Source organism: Peribacillus simplex NBRC 15720 = DSM 1321 (assembly GCF_002243645.1).
In the GTDB taxonomy this organism is placed as follows: Bacteria; Bacillota; Bacilli; order Bacillales; family DSM-1321; genus Peribacillus; species Peribacillus simplex.
Map to the genome: position 1 here is coordinate 4,874,933 of NZ_CP017704.1, position 20,156 is coordinate 4,895,088.

18 protein-coding genes and 2 pseudogenes are annotated in these 20,156 nt (G+C 36.4%); 14 read left to right on the plus strand and 6 right to left on the minus strand.

The window, feature by feature from the left end; translation table 11 throughout:
- Positions 1–550: 550 nt before the first annotated feature.
- Positions 551–1,390 carry a tyrosine-type recombinase/integrase gene (locus BS1321_RS23575; RefSeq protein ID WP_063236108.1) on the plus strand — a complete coding sequence of 280 codons (840 nt, stop codon included), beginning with the start codon at positions 551–553 and terminating at the stop codon, positions 1,388–1,390.
- A 341-nt stretch (positions 1,391–1,731) separates the two neighbouring features.
- On the plus strand, positions 1,732–1,998 hold the full coding sequence (locus BS1321_RS23580; RefSeq protein ID WP_063236109.1) for a hypothetical protein: 267 nt from the start codon (positions 1,732–1,734) through the stop codon (positions 1,996–1,998).
- Between the two features lie 581 nt (positions 1,999–2,579).
- Here the strand turns inward: BS1321_RS23580 and BS1321_RS23585 are convergent.
- A complete protein-coding gene (locus BS1321_RS23585; RefSeq protein ID WP_063236581.1) occupies positions 2,580–3,854 on the minus strand; it encodes an IS110 family RNA-guided transposase in 1,275 nt (424 codons plus the stop codon).
- 362 nt (positions 3,855–4,216) lie between these two features.
- Here BS1321_RS23585 and BS1321_RS23590 point away from each other — a divergent pair, with 362 nt between their 5' ends.
- Complete coding sequence (locus BS1321_RS23590; RefSeq protein ID WP_094246654.1) at positions 4,217–5,419, plus strand: IS110 family RNA-guided transposase; 1,203 nt, start codon at positions 4,217–4,219, stop codon at positions 5,417–5,419.
- Between the two features lie 442 nt (positions 5,420–5,861).
- On the opposite strand, the gene BS1321_RS23595 is transcribed toward BS1321_RS23590, so the two are convergent.
- Positions 5,862–6,584 (minus strand): hypothetical protein, encoded by a 723-nt coding sequence (locus BS1321_RS23595; protein WP_094246655.1) that lies wholly within the window; start codon positions 6,582–6,584, stop codon positions 5,862–5,864.
- 608 nt (positions 6,585–7,192) lie between these two features.
- Here BS1321_RS23595 and BS1321_RS23605 point away from each other — a divergent pair.
- The 5 genes and pseudogenes from BS1321_RS23605 (at position 7,193) to BS1321_RS23625 (ending at position 11,443) form a co-directional block, all read left to right on the plus strand.
- Positions 7,193–7,654, plus strand: a complete 462-nt coding sequence (locus BS1321_RS23605; RefSeq protein ID WP_063236572.1) for a GNAT family N-acetyltransferase — start codon at positions 7,193–7,195, stop codon at positions 7,652–7,654.
- A gap of 320 nt (positions 7,655–7,974) precedes the next feature.
- Complete coding sequence (locus BS1321_RS23610; RefSeq protein WP_063236571.1) at positions 7,975–8,484, plus strand: DinB family protein; 510 nt, start codon at positions 7,975–7,977, stop codon at positions 8,482–8,484.
- 310 nt (positions 8,485–8,794) lie between these two features.
- Positions 8,795–10,053: pseudogene (locus BS1321_RS23615) on the plus strand (IS110 family RNA-guided transposase).
- A gap of 336 nt (positions 10,054–10,389) precedes the next feature.
- Positions 10,390–10,758 carry a hypothetical protein gene (locus BS1321_RS23620; protein WP_063236522.1) on the plus strand — a complete coding sequence of 123 codons (369 nt, stop codon included), beginning with the start codon at positions 10,390–10,392 and terminating at the stop codon, positions 10,756–10,758.
- Between the two features lie 289 nt (positions 10,759–11,047).
- A complete protein-coding gene (locus tag BS1321_RS23625) occupies positions 11,048–11,443 on the plus strand; it encodes a GNAT family N-acetyltransferase (protein ID WP_063236523.1) in 396 nt (131 codons plus the stop codon).
- A 200-nt stretch (positions 11,444–11,643) separates the two neighbouring features.
- Here the strand turns inward: BS1321_RS23625 and pcp are convergent, their stop codons facing one another.
- The 3 genes from pcp to BS1321_RS23640 are packed head-to-tail and all read right to left on the minus strand — an operon-like array spanning position 11,644 to position 13,975.
- Positions 11,644–12,291, minus strand: coding sequence for a pyroglutamyl-peptidase I (gene pcp / locus BS1321_RS23630; protein ID WP_063236524.1), 648 nt, complete (start codon positions 12,289–12,291; stop codon positions 11,644–11,646).
- Positions 12,292–12,302: 11 nt separating this feature from the next.
- The gene (locus tag BS1321_RS23635) at positions 12,303–13,265 is read right to left on the minus strand and encodes a DUF979 domain-containing protein (protein ID WP_063236525.1); all 963 of its coding nucleotides are present in this window, start codon (positions 13,263–13,265) and stop codon (positions 12,303–12,305) included.
- A gap of 32 nt (positions 13,266–13,297) precedes the next feature.
- Positions 13,298–13,975: a DUF969 domain-containing protein gene (locus BS1321_RS23640; protein WP_063236526.1), complete on the minus strand. Its 678-nt coding sequence runs from the start codon at positions 13,973–13,975 to the stop codon at positions 13,298–13,300.
- A 497-nt stretch (positions 13,976–14,472) separates the two neighbouring features.
- Here BS1321_RS23640 and BS1321_RS23645 point away from each other — a divergent pair, with 497 nt between their 5' ends.
- The 3 genes from BS1321_RS23645 to BS1321_RS23655 all read left to right on the plus strand — a co-directional run bounded on the left by BS1321_RS23645 (position 14,473) and on the right by BS1321_RS23655 (position 15,824).
- Positions 14,473–14,862, plus strand: coding sequence for a VOC family protein (locus tag BS1321_RS23645; protein ID WP_063236527.1), 390 nt, complete (start codon positions 14,473–14,475; stop codon positions 14,860–14,862).
- A gap of 84 nt (positions 14,863–14,946) precedes the next feature.
- Positions 14,947–15,351 (plus strand): hypothetical protein, encoded by a 405-nt coding sequence (locus tag BS1321_RS23650; RefSeq protein ID WP_081113116.1) that lies wholly within the window; start codon positions 14,947–14,949, stop codon positions 15,349–15,351.
- A 194-nt stretch (positions 15,352–15,545) separates the two neighbouring features.
- Positions 15,546–15,824, plus strand: coding sequence for a hypothetical protein (locus BS1321_RS23655; protein ID WP_063236528.1), 279 nt, complete (start codon positions 15,546–15,548; stop codon positions 15,822–15,824).
- Positions 15,825–15,919: 95 nt separating this feature from the next.
- On the opposite strand, the gene BS1321_RS23660 is transcribed toward BS1321_RS23655, so the two are convergent.
- A complete protein-coding gene (locus tag BS1321_RS23660; RefSeq protein ID WP_144481123.1) occupies positions 15,920–16,651 on the minus strand; it encodes a DUF6843 domain-containing protein in 732 nt (243 codons plus the stop codon).
- 379 nt (positions 16,652–17,030) lie between these two features.
- Between BS1321_RS23660 and BS1321_RS23665 the strand changes: the two genes are divergently transcribed.
- The 3 genes and pseudogenes from BS1321_RS23665 to BS1321_RS23675 all read left to right on the plus strand — a co-directional run.
- A complete protein-coding gene (locus BS1321_RS23665; RefSeq protein ID WP_094246622.1) occupies positions 17,031–18,326 on the plus strand; it encodes an IS110 family RNA-guided transposase in 1,296 nt (431 codons plus the stop codon).
- Between the two features lie 454 nt (positions 18,327–18,780).
- On the plus strand, positions 18,781–19,137 hold the full coding sequence (locus BS1321_RS23670) for an ABC transporter (protein WP_094246731.1): 357 nt from the start codon (positions 18,781–18,783) through the stop codon (positions 19,135–19,137).
- 359 nt (positions 19,138–19,496) lie between these two features.
- A pseudogene (locus BS1321_RS23675) lies at positions 19,497–20,146 on the plus strand (cytochrome c biogenesis CcdA family protein); the annotation flags it as partial.
- Positions 20,147–20,156: the final 10 nt, after the last annotated feature.

Sequence of the window (20,156 nt, forward strand, 5' to 3'; positions counted from 1 at the left end):
GATTGTGATATTTAAGGTATAATGATAGGGGAAAGATATTTTGTAACGGATTAGGTGAAGATGATCATGAAGCTAATCATTATATGTGGATAATTAGAGTCTAGAAAAGAAAAAAACATGTAGGTAACCTACTTAATCCTTGATAAATAAGGTTATTATTATGATATTGATGATTGACTTTTAACTTTCAATAGTCAAGGAAACGAAAGGGTATTTGGGTTTTGTAAGAGACAGTCAAAAACAATTTATATATGAATTTTATTTAAGGTCTACCATAAATGAAATATTAGTTTTTTTCTAACGTAGATGTTACCAAACATTGGTATAAAACAAAAAAGAAAAACATTGATATTTGCAAGTTCTTTGAATCGAATGAAATTCCACATATAACCATAGGTCCAGAAGGTCAATGGCTAAATATAGATGAATACTAATAAACGTACTTGCTTCAACTAAGGGGGCCTTTAAAAATCTACTAATCTAGTATAATTGTTCTTTATTTGTCTATACTGTCTAATAAGATTATGGTATAGATGGGAGAGAAACAGGTATGAACTTAACTGAAGTATGGAGTTTATATAAAGCAGATAAGCAAATCCAAGGTTATTCTCCACAAACATTAAAGTCATATTACGTTCAATTTAACTTGTTGGTGAAGAGTTTTGGAAATATATCCATTCGAGAATTTTCAACTAATTCTCTTAAAGTTTACCTGGGAAAAGCAGCTGAAAAGCTTAAGCCATCCAGTCTTGGTCACAGAATTCGTTTTATTAAATCTTTATTTAGATGGGCACAAGATGAAAATATAATTAATGGAAATCCTGCTTCAAAAATCAAGGAACCAAAACCCGAAATAAGGGTTCCAAAATACCTGTCTGAAGAGGAAATTGAACATTTGCGGGAAGCTTGTCATACAACATTCGAAAATGCTTTATTTGAGTTTATGTACTCAACAAGATGCAGAATTGGTGAAGCAATAACACTAAAGAGGACTTCAATCAATTTTTCTAATCAATCAGCAATCGTATTAGGTAAAGGAAATAAAGAACGAGAAGTATATTTCAATACTCGTTGTGAAATATGGTTGAAGCGTTATTTAAGTGAGCGAAAAGATCATGAGGAAGCACTTTTTGTGACAACACGCGCACCCCATCGAATGAGTATTTCTCAAGCGAGAAACGTTATAAAACTGATAGCAAAGAGAACGGACATTAAAAAGAGCATTCATCCCCACCAGCTTAGACATAGTTACGCTACAAAATTATTGAATAATGGAGCGCCTCTAGAAGTGATTCAAAATTTAATGGGTCATGAAAAAAGTGAAACCACAAAAATGTATGCATATCTAAGTGGTGCAATGCGGAGAGACTTGTATAGAAAGTATTTTTAAGGGGCCGAGGGTCCTTTTTATTTTGTTATTAATAAACTATCGGGGCAGGTTAGTTGCATAAGGCATACGTTAGAGTAGTGCAAAGCTACTCTTAAAAAAACTGTGTCATTTACCTATGTGGAACATAACTTAAATGTAAGTAACCCCTTAAAACTTATTAGGAGTAATTGTATGTCTCCTTTTATTGGCGATTGCGGGGATTTTTGGCCGGGGTTTTTTATTAAAAATGACTATACCTATTCAAGGTAAGCAATATTGCAAGAAAATGTATTACCACAAACCCTTGAACATAAGTTTTAAATTGAACTTTTCTAACATTGTCGAATGAGGGGGGCAATTGTATGAATAATACCTATTCAAAGTCAGAACAAAATGAACAATCGCCAATAAGTCCTAGTCTCAGACTTGGGCTAACAGCTGCTATTCTTACCACTATTGCAGACGGTATTGCAGCCATAGCAGTTTTAACTGCTATGGATGAGGTAATCATTGAAACAGAAAAAGAAAAACAAGATCAAAAAGAATTAGATGAGAAGCTTGAAAAAATGCAACAGCAAATTGACAAATTAACAAATGTATTAACAAAAAGAGGGATGAGAACAAAGTAAATTATCATTGTGTATATTCTTCTTCAGATGGTTTTTTTGTTGTGCAGGATGAATACAAAAGAATATTATGTATACCATAAGTTTACACCTTGTTTTTGAATGCGATACATTGAAAAGCCCTTACTCGATTTGAGTAGGGGCTATTTTTTTGTTGAAGTTCGTAAAGGTGTTGTTGAATTTCTTAATGAACTCCCTCAGTTTAATAGATAATGCTCACGAATACTCGCTTATTCGCAGGATTTCAAACCACATGGTATAGGTTGCTATAGATGAACGCAAGAGATAGGACCGTTTTGATAAGATGAGGGCAGATTGAAATAGGGGATCTGTTGAAAATCCCATATTATTACATATACTGCACGCATTCTCCACGCTGCCCCTGGAGGCTTTCCCTCCCATGTCTCAACGGGTCATAATCCTATGCCCTTTCATTCCTTCGTCATGCCTATCCAAGGGGTGAAGGCCGGTTTTGCTAACGGAACGGGTCATTGCCCTTTTGTTCATTACATCCAGTACTTCGTGCTTTCTTTGAAATCCTACGAATAAGCCAACTTTCGTTAAATAACAATGTGAATGTAAATTTACGCTGCTAGTTGTTCAAATGGGAAGATCATTTCCGGTTTATAGGCAGAGCCATTACGAGCTATACCTACTAGGACACGGGCGAGTTTTCCACAAAGTTTCATGATGGATTTCATTTTCTTAATCTTCTTCACTTTAACATTATTCGAGTGTAGGGCTTTAAACTCAGGGTTATTCATCACTAGACTCATGGTCGCAAGGAAGAGGTAACGCCGCAGGCGTGATCTTCCACGTTTGGAAAGAACAATTTGGCCTTTCCACTTCCCAGAGCTTGCTTCAGCGAGATGCAATCCTGCATGACGAAGGAGCGCATTCCCGTGAGCGAACCCACTCAGATCTCCAGCTTCTCCTAAGATTCCCGCTAGTGAAATCTCGCTGATTCCTTTAATGGCAAGTATTTGCTTAACGAATGGAATCTGTTCCAAGACGTTTGTGACTTCTTGCGTCACTCTTTCGAGTTGGGATGAAGCGAGATCATATTCCTCTAATAATTGTCCCAAGTGAAGTTTATACGCATCAAGGGCTTGTTTCGTACCAATTGAACGCTTGGCCAATACAAGCAGGGAACGGGCTTTTTTATGCCCGGAATGTCGCTTCATACATGATTTCCAACCGGTTACGATATCTTGAGGCTGTAAGGAACATAATTCAGCTGGGGTAGGAAAGAGGCGTAGGGTTGCGATTGCCCCTTTACATGATACGTCTTTAAACACTTGCCGGAGCTCGGGAAAGACCACATCCACCCATCGATTAATTTGGTTGATGGAGCTAACATGACGCTTAACGATCACATCTCGGTTAGCCATAAGGACACGAAGTTTTTCAAATGATTCTGAAGTGGAACGAACGAAGGCATAGTAGCCATTCTTCACCATATCAGCGATGACAAGGGCATCTTTTTTATCACTTTTGGATTGCGTATTATCACGATTTTCTTTGTTTCTTTTGACATGGTGAGGATTGACGGTGACGACATCCATGTTTTGTTTGACTAGCCACTTTGAAAGGTTTATCCAATAATGTCCGGTAGGTTCCATTCCGACTATCGTTGTGTCTAGGTTTTTCATTTGTTTTAGTTCCTGGATCCAGTTTAGTAATCGAGTAAAACCCTCTTCGTTATTTTCAAAAGACAAGGGTTTCCCGACCACAATGCCCCGAAAGTTTACAGCACGGGCCACGTGTAAGTGTTGGGCAATATCCACACCAACAACTAGATGTTGATCCGTAATTCTCTCAATTAGTTGATTTTGTTTGTTTTGCATTTTAAAATTCATAGTAGGGCTTCCTCCTTAAGACTTTGAGTTAGATTGGTCTCTATACTCGTATCTTACTGAGGGGCTCTATTTTTTTCAAACCTGATATTTAACGATCTACAGGAATGCTAACGGGTGCGTTCGTATTATAAGGTTAGCCAGTTTTTACTGGTTGACCTTTTTTTAATAGAATCTATTATATCAGTAGCCAGGGTAGAACGTACGGGTGCGTGGGACTTGATCCCGTGAACTAAACTGTTCGCCCCCTACTTGTAGAAACATGTTTGAGGCTGGTTGGGACGTAGATCTCGTATAACAAGCGAAGCTATGACACTACATGGAGGACTAGGGGTACTGGTTAGTAAGTAGAGGAGGAAAAAACGATGAATCCAGTTGTTGGTCTGGATGTGGCAAAAGGAGAGAGTCAAGTTCAGGCATTCTTAGATCAATCTAAACCGTATGGGAAGAGCTTTTCAATGAAGCATATCAAAGAGGAGTTAGAGCATTTTTTAGAATTTCTAAAAGAAATTGAAGAGGTGACAGGGCAGATGCCTATGGTCATTTTAGAATCTACAGGGCATTACCATTCTCCCGTTATTCAATACCTGGAGGAACAAGGGATTCTATATATCTTACTAAATCCGATTATTTCTTATCAGGCAAAGAAGTCCAGTTTACGGAAGGTGAAAACAGACGCTATCGATGCGTACCAGTTGTGTGTGCTGTATTACAAAGAGGATTTAGAACCTCATAAAATTAGAGGAATTCAGCTATTAGACCTTCGGAATTTGTCCAGACAACAGGAAATCGTAACGAATATGTATGTGGAAGCTAAACTTCAGTTTCACACCATTTTAGATCAAGTGTTTCCTGAATACCGGAAGGTTTTTGGGGATCTATATTCGAAGGTTTCTTTATTGATGTTAAAGGAATATCCTACTTCAGAGGCGGTATTAACAGCCGGAGAAAGTAGACTAGCAGAGAGTGTTATAGAGTTCTGTTCTAGCCGATCGAGTGAATGGGCATGGGAAAAAGCAAAAAAAATAATGGATTCCGCATCTAGAAATCCATTTCAAAAAAGCGTGTATGAAAGTCACGTAATCAATCTTCGTATGTATATTGAGTTGCTTTTTCATTACCAGGGACACCTTTCCGATTTGGAAGATCGTATAGTGGCCCTGGCAAATGAACTGGAAGAATATAAGATCATCCAATCGATTCCGGGTATCGGAGAAAAAATCGCAGCCACGATTATCTCTGAAATCGGTGAAATCGATCGGTTTAATCATCCGAAAAAACTGGTTGCCTTCGCTGGAGTAGATCCAAGTGTTCACTCATCGGGTAAGTTTACGGCAACCATTAATCGTATGACAAAAAGAGGTTCGAGCAGACTACTTCATTCTCTGTATCTTGCCGTACTATGCGGCATAAGAAGTTCAAGGAACAAAAAGCTTAAAGCATTCTATGATAAGAAAAAATCAGAAGGAAAACCTGCCAAAGTGTCAATCGTTGCTTGTATGAATAAGTTGCTTCATTGGATTTATGCTTTATTAAAGAGAAAAGAAACGTTCCTAGATTTAGCCTAATTAACGGTTTTATGAAACAGAGAAAAATCCTTCCAAAAGGGTTTTGGAGGGTTATTTGTCATGAACAAAAATAGTATATCATAAGGGAAATGAAAATTTTAGAGAAAGATATTGACATCCTATTAGCTGGTTTAGCTGAAGATCGGAGCTGTCTTTAAGGCAGCTTTTTCTTTATTCAACTGATATGAACGAAACTGTAAACCCACCACACCCAAACGAAATTCTTATAGGTTGTGACAATAGATCTGGATAATTCCGTGATATATAAGATGAACCATATCAAGATTATAGTTAAGAATCAGTATAGAAGATATCCAATTCGAATCTAGACATGCGATGCCGTCACAGGCCCTTGTACGTGTTATGTAAAATCATAAAAAGCCCATCTATATAAAGATGAGCCATTAAATCAAAGAGCAAAACTAATTACTTTCTCTCTGTATTATTTTTTAACTTGGTTTTGAGGTTGCTTATGATCATTAATTTCTTTCTTTAATTGATCTGGATTTTTACCATCTAGTTTAATACCAAGTTTTTTAGCTTGGCTTTGAAGGTCTTTGCAATCATTAATTTCTTTCTTTAATTGATTCGGATTTTTACCATCTGGTTTAATACAAAGTTTTTTAGCTTGGCTTTGAAGATCTTTGCCCTTATTAATTTCTTTCTTTAATTGATCCGGATTTTTACCATCTGGTTTAATACCAAGTTTTTTAGCTTGGCTTTGAAGATCTTTGCCCTTATTAATTTCTTTCTTTAATTGATCCGGATTTTTACCATCTGGTTTAATACCAAGTTTTTTAGCTTGGCTTTGTAGATCTTTGCCCTTGTTAATTTCTTTCTTTAATTGATCCGGATTTTTACCATCTGGTTTAATACCAAGTTTTTTAGCCTGGCTTTGAAGGTCTTTGCAATCATTAATTTCTTTCTTTAACTGATCTACAGTTTTCCCTTCTATTTTAATGCTAAATCCTTTTGCTTGGCTCTGAAGTTTTTTGAGTTCTGAATTTTGTTTAGAAGATACTTGGTGTGAAACGGATGTTTCCACTTGCGTCTTCGAAGCTGTATTATGGATATCATTGCTTGCAGCAAACGTCGTAGAAGCTGCCCCTAGAATATTAACTCCTAATGCTCCTGCCATCACATAACCAAATAATTTTTTCTTCATAATAAATTCCTCCTAAAAAGTTTGTTTTTAATTAAGTTATCTATTTATTGTTCTCGTTTTTAAATCTGTCGGCTTAACAACTAAACTGTTTCTTTTAATACGGAAGACAATTTCCCTCCAAATTACCTCTATATTTACATAATCACTTTGCTCCTTTCTGCTTCATTGAAACCAGTATCCCGAAAGAAGCTTAATTTTTCCTTAAGGGTTGTTTTCATTAAAGACCGAGAAGAAGTTTCAAAGGAATATTATAGTCACCACGATAAAAAAGATAATATATTTGAAAGAGTAAATATTCAGGTGAATTGGTTAAGTGAAATGGGTTTTAACCATACAGATTGCTATTTTAAGTGGATGGAACTTGCTGTTTTTGGTGGAGTTAAATTGAAAACATATATATTTTTTTACAAATAGGTACATTGCAATCAAAAGGGTACTTATTTACTAACGGGTGCTTAATTGAAGATTCGGATGCCATCTGGGAGCTTCTTTTGTTTATACAACTAACGGGGCAGGATAGTTCACTAAGCAAAATATTAAAAATTTCCCGAAATTACATAAAAAGGTACAATTATTTAAAAAAGTGAAAGATAGATGAGGGATTTGTTATGAAAATTAGTCAAACTAGGAATTTCAATCTGGTCGCTAAATTAAATAAATATGTGCACGATTTACATTCAAATTTATATCCTAAATACTTTAAGGAATATAACTATGAAAATGTGAAGGGAGTTTTCAAAAGTCTGGTTCATAACGAAAGTTTCATTTTCCTTTTGTTAGAAGATAACGAAGAAGCACTTGGCTATGCTTGGATAGAGATAAGAGAATATCCGGAAAATGCGTTAAAAAAAGGATATAAGTCTGTTTATGTACACCAGATTAGCATTGTAGAAACAAAGAGGAATAAGGGTTATGGTTCAAGTCTTATGGAATGTATATATGAAATTGCAAAAGATCGAGGAATAGATTTAATAGAATTAGATTATTGGTTTGAGAACAGTGTTGCAAAGGACTTCTATAAAAAGCAAAATTTTATAAAGTACAGAGAATTTGTTTATAAAGAACTGTAATTCTTTATGAACTAACGGGTGCTTTACTTCATTACCAGGAGCTGATCAGCAGCTCCTTTTCTTATGCAACTATAGGGGCAGTGAAGGATCGCTTTTTCTTATGGAACTATCGGGGCAGGTTAGTGGAATAAAAAGTGAATTAATCCATTATTATCTGTATTATGTTAACTGCATAAATCAGTTGTACAGAGATAATAAAGTTGTTTAATTTGCAATTATTTTGCGGTAATGAAATTAAATATCAAATAAAGGAAATATCTTCTTGAAAGTCGAATATTAGCCTAGAACCATAATTAACTATTCCGATGAGGAGGATTCTTGTGCGTCCACGACCATTATCTATTGAAAATCCAGAGTATGATAGGTATGTTAGTCTTGTGCCGGATGGAGATATTGAAGAAATACTTAGTAAGCAACGAACTAAGACCATTACCCTCTTGAGCAGCATATCAGAGGAGTCAGCAAGGAAGGCGTACGCACCAGGGAAATGGACTTTAAAAGAAGTGATTGGGCATATGGCCGACGTGGAACGTGTGATGTCGTATCGAATGCTTGCCATTGCACGAAATGAAAGTGCACCACTCCCAGCAATGGATCAGGATCAATACGTTTCTGCGGCAAACTTCAACAAATTATCCTGGGAGCAGCTACTAGCTGGTTTAGACACGGTACGCTCCAACACGTTAAGTCTTATTTCAACCATTGATGATGCAGCGTGGGATCGTAATGGAACTGTAATGGACAGCCCAGTTTCGATAGGTACCTTTGCATATGGCATTGTCGGGCACGAGTTACACCATATGAAAGTGATTAGTGATAAATACTTATAAGTCTTTTTCTATTAATGAAAAAACCTAATTTCTCATTTAATGCTGAGAAATTAGGTTTTTTAATATTGAAACTTCCTTAACGTTGTAAATCCGCATTTTCCTGACGCTACTGTACAGAGATAATAAAGTTGTTTAATTTACAATAAAGTCATTAAAAAATAATAATGTTGTTTAAAAATCCTTATGTCACTAACGGGCCAGGATAGCATTCCTGTAGTTCGTTATTTTTCAGCTTTGAAAAAAATAGGGCTCCTCAGTAAGATATGAGTAAGACACCACTCTAACTCAAAACTTTAGGAGGAACCCTAATATGAAGTTTAAAATGCAAGATAAACAAAATCAACTAATAGAAAGAATTTCCGATAAACACCTTGTTGTTGGAGTGGATATTGCCCAACAATTACATGTGGCTAGAGCAGTGAATTTCCGTGGAATTGTAGTCGGAGATCCACTTGCATTTGAAAATAATGAAGATGGATTTGCTAGTTTATTAAAATGGATGGATAAGCTTCAAAGATTAAATAAACTGGATGCAGCCATCGTGGGAATGGAACCTACAGGCCATTACTGGATTAATCTTTCAAAGTGGCTATGGAATTGAGGTAGTAACAGTAAACCCTCACTTAGTAAAAAGGAATAAAGAAAACCGTGATAATACTCAGTCCAAAAGTGATAAGAAAGATGCCCTGGTCATCGCTGATATGGTGAAGAACGGTTACTACGCCTTTGTCAGGAACACCTCAGAATCATTTGAAATACTTAGGGTCCTTATGTCTAACCGTGATGTGGTAGTTAAACGACTCGTTAGCACGATTAATCAATTAAACCGTTGGGTGGATATTGTCTTTCCCGAACTCAGGCAAGTATTTAAAGACATTACTGGTAAAGGGGCTATCGCCACACTTCGTTTATTTCCATCTCCAATGGAACTGCGTTCCCTGAAACCTCATGATGTTGTTTCAGGATGGAAATCAATAATGAAGAGGCAGCCTGGATTAAAGAAAGCTCAATTACTTCTTCAGTTAGCTAGGAAATCTGTCGGCACAAGACAAGCACTTGAAGCGTATAAATTCCATTTGGAACAATTAATAGAGGAGTATGACCTCGCAGCTCGAAAGAGTGGAACAAGAGGTTAAGGATGTTTTAAAACAAATACCTTTTGCCAAGAAGCTTCTTGCCATTAAGGGAATTAGTGAAATTTCTTTAGCCGGAATATTAGGTGAAGCAGGAGATCTAAGTGGTTTTTCACACGGTAATTCTTTACTTCGGCACGCTGGGTTGCATCTGGCTGAAGCAAGCTCTGGAAAGTGGAAAGGCCAAATTGTCATTTCTAAGCGAGGGCGATCCAGGCTAAGGCGTTTCCTTTACTTAGCCACCATGAGCCTTGTGATGAATAACACGGAATTTCGAGCCATTCACACCCATAATGTTAAGGTGAAAAAAATGAAGAAAATGAAATCGATTATTAAATTGGTAGGTAAGCTAGCCAGGATATTTGTTGGAATAGCACGCAGAAACGAGTCTTATTGTGCAGATAAAGTTCAACCTATAACTGAACTGGTTGCCTAGTTTTAAAGGGGGATTTTTTAATAGGGTTCTCGAAGGGAACCTTCAAAAACTAATTTTCATAGACTTTTTCTTTTTACGAATGTTGGCTTATTCGTAGGATTTCAAATATGTACGGAGTACCAGATTTCTTGAACAAAAGGACATCGACCCATCAGGATAGCATAACTGGCCTCCACCCCTTGGATAGGCATAGGTGCGTTAGCTAAAGATCGGAGCTGTCTCTAAGGCAGCTTTTTCTTATGGAACTAAAGGGGCAGGTTAGCTCATTTAGAATAAAGTATTATATGTTAATATTATATTTATTAAAATAAATAATTGAGGGGAGGGATAAAAAGGTTGAAATCAATGTTTAAGTCAAAGTTTTTTAGAGTTTTTGTTATTATACTTGCTTTAATTTTTGTACTAGTATTTTTAAAAAGGGATGTTATTTTTCAAGAGGGAAATCCTATTCCGTTAGCAATTGCATTTACAAAATTAACATTTCAAGATGTTGAAATGGTACGTGTTTGGCAAAACCCTGATCAATACATAGTAAAACAAGGCAACTACGAGCCATTTATTAAATATATGGAAGATGAAGGTGAGAATTATATTGGAGAATTTGAAGATGGCTTTTTGTTTGAAAATGAAAAGGGTAATATTACTAGTCACATAGGAATTAAGTCTTTTACAAAATATTACGATCTTATTGATGCTCCTTATTGATGCTCACCAAACCCGGACATTATTCTTTCTTATTTTATTCAAAAACTGTGGCATATGAGAAAGTTAAATATAAACTTTTATAAAATAAGTGGCTTTACACCTGTTTCAGGAGGAGTTAGGCATTAATAAAATTAATGAATTTTTAATGAACTAACGGGTGCGTTAGCTGAAGATCGGAGCTGTCTTTAAGGCAGCTCTTTTCTTATGGAACTAAAGGGGCAGATTAGTTGTACAAGCAATAGGACTTCATAATATTGAATTCTATTGTAGATGATGAAAGGGGAATTAAATGTACTATAAGGTCATAATAAACATGCCAATATCTAATCATGAAGTACCAGAATTAAGGGAACTGATTGGTTGGGGAAGACGAGACAAAGACTTCCCAACCTTATTCAAACGATGTAACTTTTGGGCTGGAGTAAGAAACGAAAAAAATAATAATCTTATAGCATTTGGTTATGTTGCTGGCATGGGATTAGAACATGGTTATATGGAAGACATAATTGTTCATCCTGATTATCAAAAAATGGGAATTTTTGTGGAGTTAGTAAGAGAATTATTAAGCGAATCTGAACGGTATGGTTTAGAAATTGTTACCTTAACGTATGATCCCAAACATAAAAACTTTTATGAAACTTGTGGCTTTACTTCCTGTTCAGGTGGGTTATGGAAAAAACGGTAATGAACTAACAGGTGCTTTACTTCATTATCAGAAGCTTCTTTTTTATGGGAATTATTGTAATTAACGAAAATGAGATTTGAGCACAAAAAGACCTCTTGATATGATGAAAGTGTCCCAAGCTCGTAAGCGAAAAGGACAAATACATCATAAACAGGAGGCCTATCATGAATTATAATTAAAACAAGTAAAAAACGGTACAATTAATGGGTCGTCCCGCCGACTGTATGAATATCCGATTCATATTTAGCAGTTGTGACAGCAGCTATTTTTATGCCCTTAACAATTGTCTCAAGGCTTAAGCTAGGCGCTTCTTTATTAATGGTTTGCTCCGGAATGAAGGGAATATGGATAAATCCACCCCGGATGCTTGATGAGGTTCGGGTGATATAGTCCATTAATCCATAGAAGATATGGTTGCATACAAATGTTCCGGCGGTATGGGATACCGATGCAGGAATGTTGCTTTCCTTCATGTTTTCGACAATTCTTTTGATAGGGATCGTAGACCAATAGGCTACTGGTCCTTTGTCTGCAATCGGCTCATCAATAGGCTGGTTTCCTTGATTGTCTGGGATTCTAGCATCATCGATATTGATTGCCACCCGTTCAGGTGTGATGTGAAGCCGTCCCCCGGCTTGTCCTACACAGATAACGATGTCAGGATTATGCTGCTGGATAAGGTGCTCCATTACTGCAATTGATTTCCCGAATACCGTTGGGATTTGTTCAGCAACTAGAGTCACATCATCAATAACTTCTCCATGTAACTGTTTTACTGCTTCCCAGGAAGGGTTTACTCTTTCTCCGCCAAAGGGCTCAAACCCGGTTAATAACACTTTTTGCTTCATGAAGATCCCTCCTATACGCCTAATGAAACAAGTACGTACATAAGTACGATATTGAAAGCTAATATTGCCAAAGCTGTTGGAACTTGAACTTTTATGACATGGTTTTTATCTTTCAAGTCCAGCAAGGCTGCCGGCACAATATTAAAGTTGGCAGCCATTGGTGTCATTAATGTTCCACAATAACCCGCAAACATAGATAGGGCAGCTATATGATTTGGATTAGCGTCAAATTGGTTAATCAGAAAAGGAATGGCGATACCTGCAGCCATAACTGGGAAGGCAGCAAAGGCGTTCCCCATGATCATAGTGAATATAGCCATGCCGAGACAGAAAATGACCACAATCCAAAATAGAGAACCTTCGGGAATGATTGCTGTCACAGCTTTGGAAACGACTGTACCAACCCCTGCATTTGTGTAAATGGTTCCCAATGTTGCAAGTAGCTGTGGCAGCAATACAGCCCAACCAATAGATTCTAGCAGGCGACGTGATTCTTTCACAGCTCCTGCAGGTGTTCCGCGTGTCATCACCATCGCAAAAATAATGGCAGCCAAACACGCCAGACCTAAAGCAACCATCGTTACATTAGATGGATCCAGCAAAGCCTTTCCGCCAATTTTAACACCGTCTAGCAGTTTAGAACCAGCTAAGGTTAGAATAGGAATCAAGATGGCGGGTAGGAAAAGACGACCGCCAAGCTTTTTCCTTCTCTCTTCCTTTACAGTAATGCTTTCTTCAACATGTTCGCTTTTCTTTAACCCGCCACCTGCAATGATTAAAACCATAATAATAACCATAAGCCCAATGTAAAATGGCGGAATAATTTGGCCGAACATTAATGTAATTGAATAAATCAAGTAAAAGCTTCCCGTAGTCAATCGGCGGCTGTTCGTCCGATCGGTGAAAATATATAGGGAGCAGCCTAGAACAATGATGCCCATCAATACGTAAATCATTTCAACTGAGAATATCATAATAGATGCTCACTTTCTCTTTGGAGTGTTTTTTATTTTTTTCCACGATTGCCCAAACGTTTATCCAGCTTTTTATCAAACATACGGAGGCGAATGGCGTGTACGATAAAAGCAAAGATGGCAGTAGGAATTCCCCATAGCGCCATTGATATTGGGTCAGCAGGGATATTGTTTTGTTCAAAAAATCCGTTCATCAATAGAATTGCACCAACCGCCACGAAAATATCTTCTCCGAAAAACAAGCCGATATTATCTGTAGCGGCAGCATGTGCACGGATTTCCTGCTGCTCTTTCTCAGGCAGCTTACCATATTTTGATAGAGCAGCCCCTTCTGCCATTGGGGCAATCAGCGGGCGTACAGTCTGCGGATGACCACCAAGGCTGTTTAAACCAAGAGCAGCTCCGACTTCCCTAATCAATAAATACATAGTCAATACCCGGCCAACAGTGATGGCTTTAATTTTTGATACCACCTTTGAAGCTTGTTGCTGGAGACCATTTTTTTCAAGCAGCCCAATAACGGGAAGCGTGACTATTAGAATAGACATGTACCTGTTAGTTGTAAATGCTTCGCCAAATTGGGTAATAATACTGGTAATGGGAATACCGGCAATCATCCCCGTTACGAGTGCTGAAACCGTTACCACAACTGCTGAATTGAATCTAAGTACGAATCCAATCATGATTAAAAGAACACCAATTAGAACCATATTTATCCCCTTTCTTATTATTAAAACTATTCTGCAAAAATATAGACTAAGTGTTATTGTATATTAAATTAAGAATTTTTTAAATAAATTTTTATTAATCCAAGTGATTAATTATGTGAAAATCGAAGTCCTTTTAATGACAGAATAGAAAAAATGCATCAAAAATACTTATTTACAACTGTAGAAAAACTAAAAAATGGGACACGCCTATTTCGGTGGAAGAAGAAGTATTAAAGAGATACAAGAATAATATCACCAGAAGTAGGATTGTTATATAGTCTATTTAACTATCGGGTGCGAAGATCTAAGCTGACTTTAAATTAGCTTTTTCTTTATACATCTATCGAGCGCAGTTTAGTTGAAGAAGGATTATTGATTCTAGTTGCCGAATTGTATAAATTAACCGATTAAGCTTCAGATGCGGTGCGAGGGGTCATCTTAGCCACAAAACGACTAAGGTAAAAAATAAATTAGTTGAAATGAAAGAAGTGAAGGTTTTGATTAAATATAAATGCCTCCATCATGTAAGTCTTACAGTGACAGATTTGGAAAGAGCAAAAGAATTCTATGGAAAAACTTTATGTTTAAAAGAAATACAGCGTCCTAATTTTGATTTTCCAGGTGCCTGGTATGAAATAGAGGGACATCAACTTCACTTGATAGTCGATCCCTCTTCACAGACGATTCGTAAGGATAAAAGATTATCCAGCAGAGAAGGTCATTTTGCCCTTAGAGTCGAGAACTACTATGACACTCTTAAATGGTTAAAACAGAATGCAGTTGAAATCCTTGAAAAACCATACGGGAAAAGTGGATTCGCACAAATTTTCTGTGCCGACCCTGATGGTAATTTGATTGAACTAAATGTTAATCAACAAGATCTATAAGTAGGCAAAGATAAGGGCTGCCATTACTGGCTCTTTTCTTATTGAAGTGACGGGGTAGGTTAGTTGAAGAAGGGGAAAGATATGATGTCTAATATACAGTACCTACGTTCAGGGTTAAGAGTAAGGTACGAACAAGGTGTTAATTCAAGAGTAAGACAAGCCTGTTTAAATTTTGCTATTTGGTTACGAATAAATAAGAAATTTCCAATAAGGTGTGTTGTGTACATTAAGAAAGATTATCAAATTAAAACTTTAGATACTAAAGAGATGGTAAGTGCGACGTTTTTTGCTCCTTACGATAAGGATGTGGAGCCTTACATTAGAGTTGCAACAGGGGATTATGAAGAATTAGTATCTGAACGAGGAGAAGAGGATGCTGTTTTTGCTATTTTAATAGTATGGCTCACGAAATTATTCATTATCAACAATGGATTGAGGATAGAGATTTTTATGAAGATGAGGCGGAAAACACAAGTACAATATTGGTAGATAATTATTATGATTGGACGGAGTGAAATTTCAAATTTCATTATTCAACAAACGGGTGCCTTTGCTTTAGGTCAGAGCTGTCTTTAAGGCAGCTTTTTCTTTATGCAACTATCGGGGCAGGTTAGTTGAAGAAGCCCCGTTTGCTTTATGGTATAGTTTATTAAATTCAGTTTGTAGTTTATGGGGGAAATTTAGTGTCAAATAAGTTGAAATATGTAATTGGATTGTTTTTTGAAAAAAGAGAAAGTACTAAACCATTTATACTGATTAGATATTTAATGATAATAGCAATGGGCTTAATTTTAATATTATGTATAATTAATGATTTTAATTTAATAAAATATATATATCTTTTATTAGGAATTGGTTCAATAATAGATGGATTTGAAAGTTTTTTAAAAAAGGGAAATAAGAGGCAGATGCTATTAAATTTTGGTATTGCGTTTATGTGGTTCGTAGTATTTTTAATATAGCATTTATATGGGGGTTCGGAACATTTTTTTATGGAACTAACGGGGCAGGTTAGTTCATCAAGCATAGTTTGTTCCCAATTGTGAAGTCTACAATTTTAAAATAATTGTGGTTCCATATTATAATACTTCTTTAAAATATCATTAATCATCTGTACGTTTCCATCTTCATTCTGAGCTTCCATCGAAAATTCCTCACTGCAGTTATCCTTTTTTAGCTTAAATCCTGTATAAATAATATCTATATTATCCTCCAGAGTAGTTCCACCTGTTCCAAATGTACTTACACACTTATTTTCTATAGGTGTTCTATGTCGTTTATCATCAACATAGAAGTATTTGTCTGTTATTGTACCGTAGTCCAAGTCCTTAGTCCTGGTCGCATAATAGCCCTTTTCATTGATCTTATGCACCTCATAGCCATCTTCTTTCTCGATTTCAGGAGCTCCTTTAACATTGTAAAATACAAAAACATCACCTTCATATCCTTCAGGTATTAGATATATATCATTTGTCTTTCTTTCTTCACTTATCGCTAAAGAAATGATTATTCCTAATCCAATTGCAACCCCTAAACTAACTATCACCTTAACCCATTTTGATAAACGCCTATTCTTACGTAACGATGAATAGACTACAAAAGAACCTACACTGAGTATAATCAACACAGGAGTTAAATAAATCACACCGTAAATAAAACTTTCACCTATTGAAGGATAATATACATCTGGATCTCTATCTAAATATGGATTATAGGCCATTATTGATCCAATAATAGAGATAATGAAAGATAAAATCACTGCTGCTAATATCACTTTTAATAAATTCACAACTAAATCAGCTTCCCCTAATAACCTGAAATAAAAACAACTCAATTTTAACAAACTAAGATCTGGAAGAATACCCCCCTACTCATTATAATATTAATAAAAAAAGAGGAATCCGTTTAGAGTCCTCCTATTGATTTATTCAATTTTGCTTAACTGACAGTTTGTGTCAACTCTACAAAAAGTCTTAATGAACTAAAGGGTGCGTTAGCTGAAGATCGAAGCTGTCTTTAAGGCAGCTTTTTCTTACGGAACTAACGGGGCAGCATTCCTGTAATAACTGAAAATGAGGTTTGAACGAAAAAAGACCTCTTGATAAGATGAATGTGTCCTAAGCTGGCCAGCTAAAAAAGGACAAAAACATCTATTTGGAGGTCTCACAATGAATTATAACCAAAATCATAAAATCACTCAAATTACTTCTGAAACCTTAATTGTCGGAGTAGATATAGCCAAGCACAATCATGTCGCGAGAGCACAGGATTTTAGAGGATTGGAACTGGGTAAAACGTGTTTCTTTGAAAATACGAAAGCAGGATTTCATTCGTTTCTAGATTGGATTAACCAACTTGTTAAAGAGTGTAAGTTAAATCAAGTGATTGTAGGCATGGAGCCAACCGGTCACTACTGGTTAAATCTAGCTCATCTTCTAAAAGAGAATAATATTAAGTTCGTATCTGTCAATCCACTACATGTTAAACGAAGTAAAGAATTAGACGATAATTCACCTACAAAGAATGACGTGAAAGATGCAAAAGTCATCGCACAATTAGTCAAAGACGGAAGATATGCCGAACCAACAATTCCACAAGGAATTTATGCAGAACTCCGAGTGGCCAAAAAACTTCGCGATCTTCTCAACGTTGACTTACAGGTCGTTCAGGGACAAGTTCATAACTGGCTTGATCGTTACTTTCCCGAATTTTTGACAGTGTTCAAAAGTTGGGAAGGCAAGGCAGCTATTCATTTTCTAAAGCTAGAAGCCTTGCCACATCAACTTGTAAATTATACGGATGAAGAGCTCTTACTTTCCTTAAGACAAGTGGTAAAACGCAGTATAGGCTTAAAGAAGATACGAGCACTCAAAGAAGCAGCCAATCGTTCGATTGGTATTCGTCAAGGGGCAGCTATGGCAAAATTAGAGTTGAGAGCTTTACTAGAGAAGTATGATTTTATTCAAGTGAAATTCGAAGAATTAGATCATCAATTAGATCAGTTATTAGAACATATCCCAGGTGTCACACAGATGTTAGAGGTGTCAGGAATCGGTCGAGATACAGTAGCAGGGTTTTTCGCAGAGGTCGGCGACCTCAGAGACTATCAACATCCTCGCCAAATCGTAAAATTAGCAGGTTTAAGTTTAAAAGAAAACACATCCGGAAAGCACAAAGGACAGACCAAGATTACCAAACGGGGACGAAAGAAATTGAGGGCTCTCTTATTCCGGGCAGCCATGATACTGGTGGCAAAGAACAAGGCTTTTAAAGCTCTTCATATATATTACACAACACGTTCTCACAATCCCTTAAAGAAAATGCAATCTCTGATAGCCTTGTGTAACAAGCTTATTCGAATTCTGTTTTCAATCGGTAAAAAACAATTTACGTTTCAAGAAGACAAGATGTTAAAGGATATCCCTCATATGGCAACATTTGTAGTACATCAAACAGTCGCATAGTTCATTGAATTTTAAGGTTACACGGTCATTTAATTAACACTCATTTAAAAGTGAAGCACGGATTAGTCGGCAAAGCAACTAACGTGAGGACTTAGATCCTGTGGGGCAGCATGACCGACATCCACCTCATGGAAAGGTTGAACGAAGGAATGTAGGAGCATCGACTCTGTGAGACATGGGAGGGTTGACCTCCATGAGACATGTGGATATCCAAAAGTGCGATCATAACATTGCTTAAACCAATTTTTTCCTATAATTGGCTAGTTTAGCATACACTTTTTTCGATAAATCCCTATCCTTGAGGAGTAATGCCGAGCTTACATAGATAACGGTTAATGATATGACTATGAAATCCTAAGAATTCTAGAGCAATCGTGAGATTGTGTTTAGTTTATTGAGGGAGTTTAGTTTAAAAAGAAATGATAAAATATGAATATAGATTGTGATTTGGAGCGTGGTTGAAACGGATAGTAGGCTATTAGAAATATATGTGGGATGGGAAGATAGACTAGATAATGACGAATGGTATTTTAGTAATTCGTTCGAATCAATTACTAACGGAATGTCTCCTGAAAAAGCGTTTAATTATATTCCAAATGTCATTGAGCTGTTACTTACATTGGACAATGATTTTCTGGTATGGGAAACCCTTTATTTTTTAAGTGAACTCTATAGTATTGCTGATACAACCCAAATACATCCACACCACGAAAGTAATTGGACTGTTTTAACAGAACATATTAAGAAATATGAAGACTCTTATGCTACCCCATTTAAAGTACTTATGAGACAACTAAGAACAAAAGAATAAGACTATCCCCTTAATCAACTAACGGGTGCGTTCGTATTATAAGGTTAGCCAGTTTTTACTGGTTGACCTTTTTTTAATAGAATCTATTATATCAGTAGCCAGGGTAGGACGTACGGGTGCGTGGGACTTGATCCCGTGAACTAAACTGTCCGCCCCCTACTTGTAGAAACATGTTTGAGGCTGGTTGGGACGTAGATCTCGAATAACAAGCGAAGCTATGACACTACATAGAGGACTAGGGGTACTGGTTAGTAAGTAGAGGAGGGAAAAACAATGAATCCAGTTGTTGGTCTGGATGTGGCAAAAGGAGAGAGTCAAGTACAGGCATTTTTAGATCAATCTAAACCGTATGGGAATTACCTTGTACTTTGCCAATATATCAGGCATTTTTATCTTATATAACGGTATGTCAGTGGAAGATTTGGCGAATAAGAAAGGTATGCAAAAATTAGCACTCTTACACTCTATTTTCTTTTTAATAGGCTTTTCGATTATATTTATAGTATTAGGAGTATCCGGTACATTCTTAGGCTCTCTTTTCATTGAATACAAAGAATTGCTAAGACAAATAGGAGCTAGCTTAATTGTTTTCTTTGGTTTAGTCATTACAGGTTTAATAAATATAAACTTTCTAATGAAAGATAAAAGAATCCAATTCAAAAGAAGGCCATCTGGTTTTCTTGGCACAATTTTAATTGGAATGGGATTCGCAGCTGGCTGGACACATTGTACAGGGCCAATTTTAGCATCTGTTATAGCTATGGGAATGACAAAGCCGAGTGCTGGGCTATTTTATATGCTCTGGTACATTATTGGATTTTCAATTCCTTTCTTACTCTTAACCTTTTTTATCGGAAAAATTAAATGGATTAACAAATATAGTGAGCGAATAATGAAAATAGGTGGTTACATAATGATTGTAATGGGGGTTTTCCTGTATTTTAATTGGATGACCAAAATTATATCATTCCTCACTAACTATCTCTTTGGTGGATTCACTGGGTTTTAATAGATTGTTA

Coding starts and splice junctions, on each gene's coding strand:
- BS1321_RS23640 (WP_063236526.1), bottom strand. CDS start 13,975: ATGGTTCTAATTGGTGTTCTTTTAATCATGATTGGATTCGTACTTAGA.
- BS1321_RS23580 (WP_063236109.1), top strand. CDS start 1,732: ATGAATAATACCTATTCAAAGTCAGAACAAAATGAACAATCGCCAATA.
- pcp (WP_063236524.1), bottom strand. CDS start 12,291: ATGAAGCAAAAAGTGTTATTAACCGGGTTTGAGCCCTTTGGCGGAGAA.
- BS1321_RS23590 (WP_094246654.1), top strand. CDS start 4,217: ATGAATCCAGTTGTTGGTCTGGATGTGGCAAAAGGAGAGAGTCAAGTT.
- BS1321_RS23575 (WP_063236108.1), top strand. CDS start 551: ATGAACTTAACTGAAGTATGGAGTTTATATAAAGCAGATAAGCAAATC.
- BS1321_RS23625 (WP_063236523.1), top strand. CDS start 11,048: ATGTACTATAAGGTCATAATAAACATGCCAATATCTAATCATGAAGTA.
- BS1321_RS23585 (WP_063236581.1), bottom strand. CDS start 3,854: ATGAATTTTAAAATGCAAAACAAACAAAATCAACTAATTGAGAGAATT.
- BS1321_RS23650 (WP_081113116.1), top strand. CDS start 14,947: ATGTCTAATATACAGTACCTACGTTCAGGGTTAAGAGTAAGGTACGAA.
- BS1321_RS23665 (WP_094246622.1), top strand. CDS start 17,031: ATGAATTATAACCAAAATCATAAAATCACTCAAATTACTTCTGAAACC.
- BS1321_RS23635 (WP_063236525.1), bottom strand. CDS start 13,265: ATGATATTCTCAGTTGAAATGATTTACGTATTGATGGGCATCATTGTT.
- BS1321_RS23605 (WP_063236572.1), top strand. CDS start 7,193: ATGAAAATTAGTCAAACTAGGAATTTCAATCTGGTCGCTAAATTAAAT.
- BS1321_RS23595 (WP_094246655.1), bottom strand. CDS start 6,584: ATGAAGAAAAAATTATTTGGTTATGTGATGGCAGGAGCATTAGGAGTT.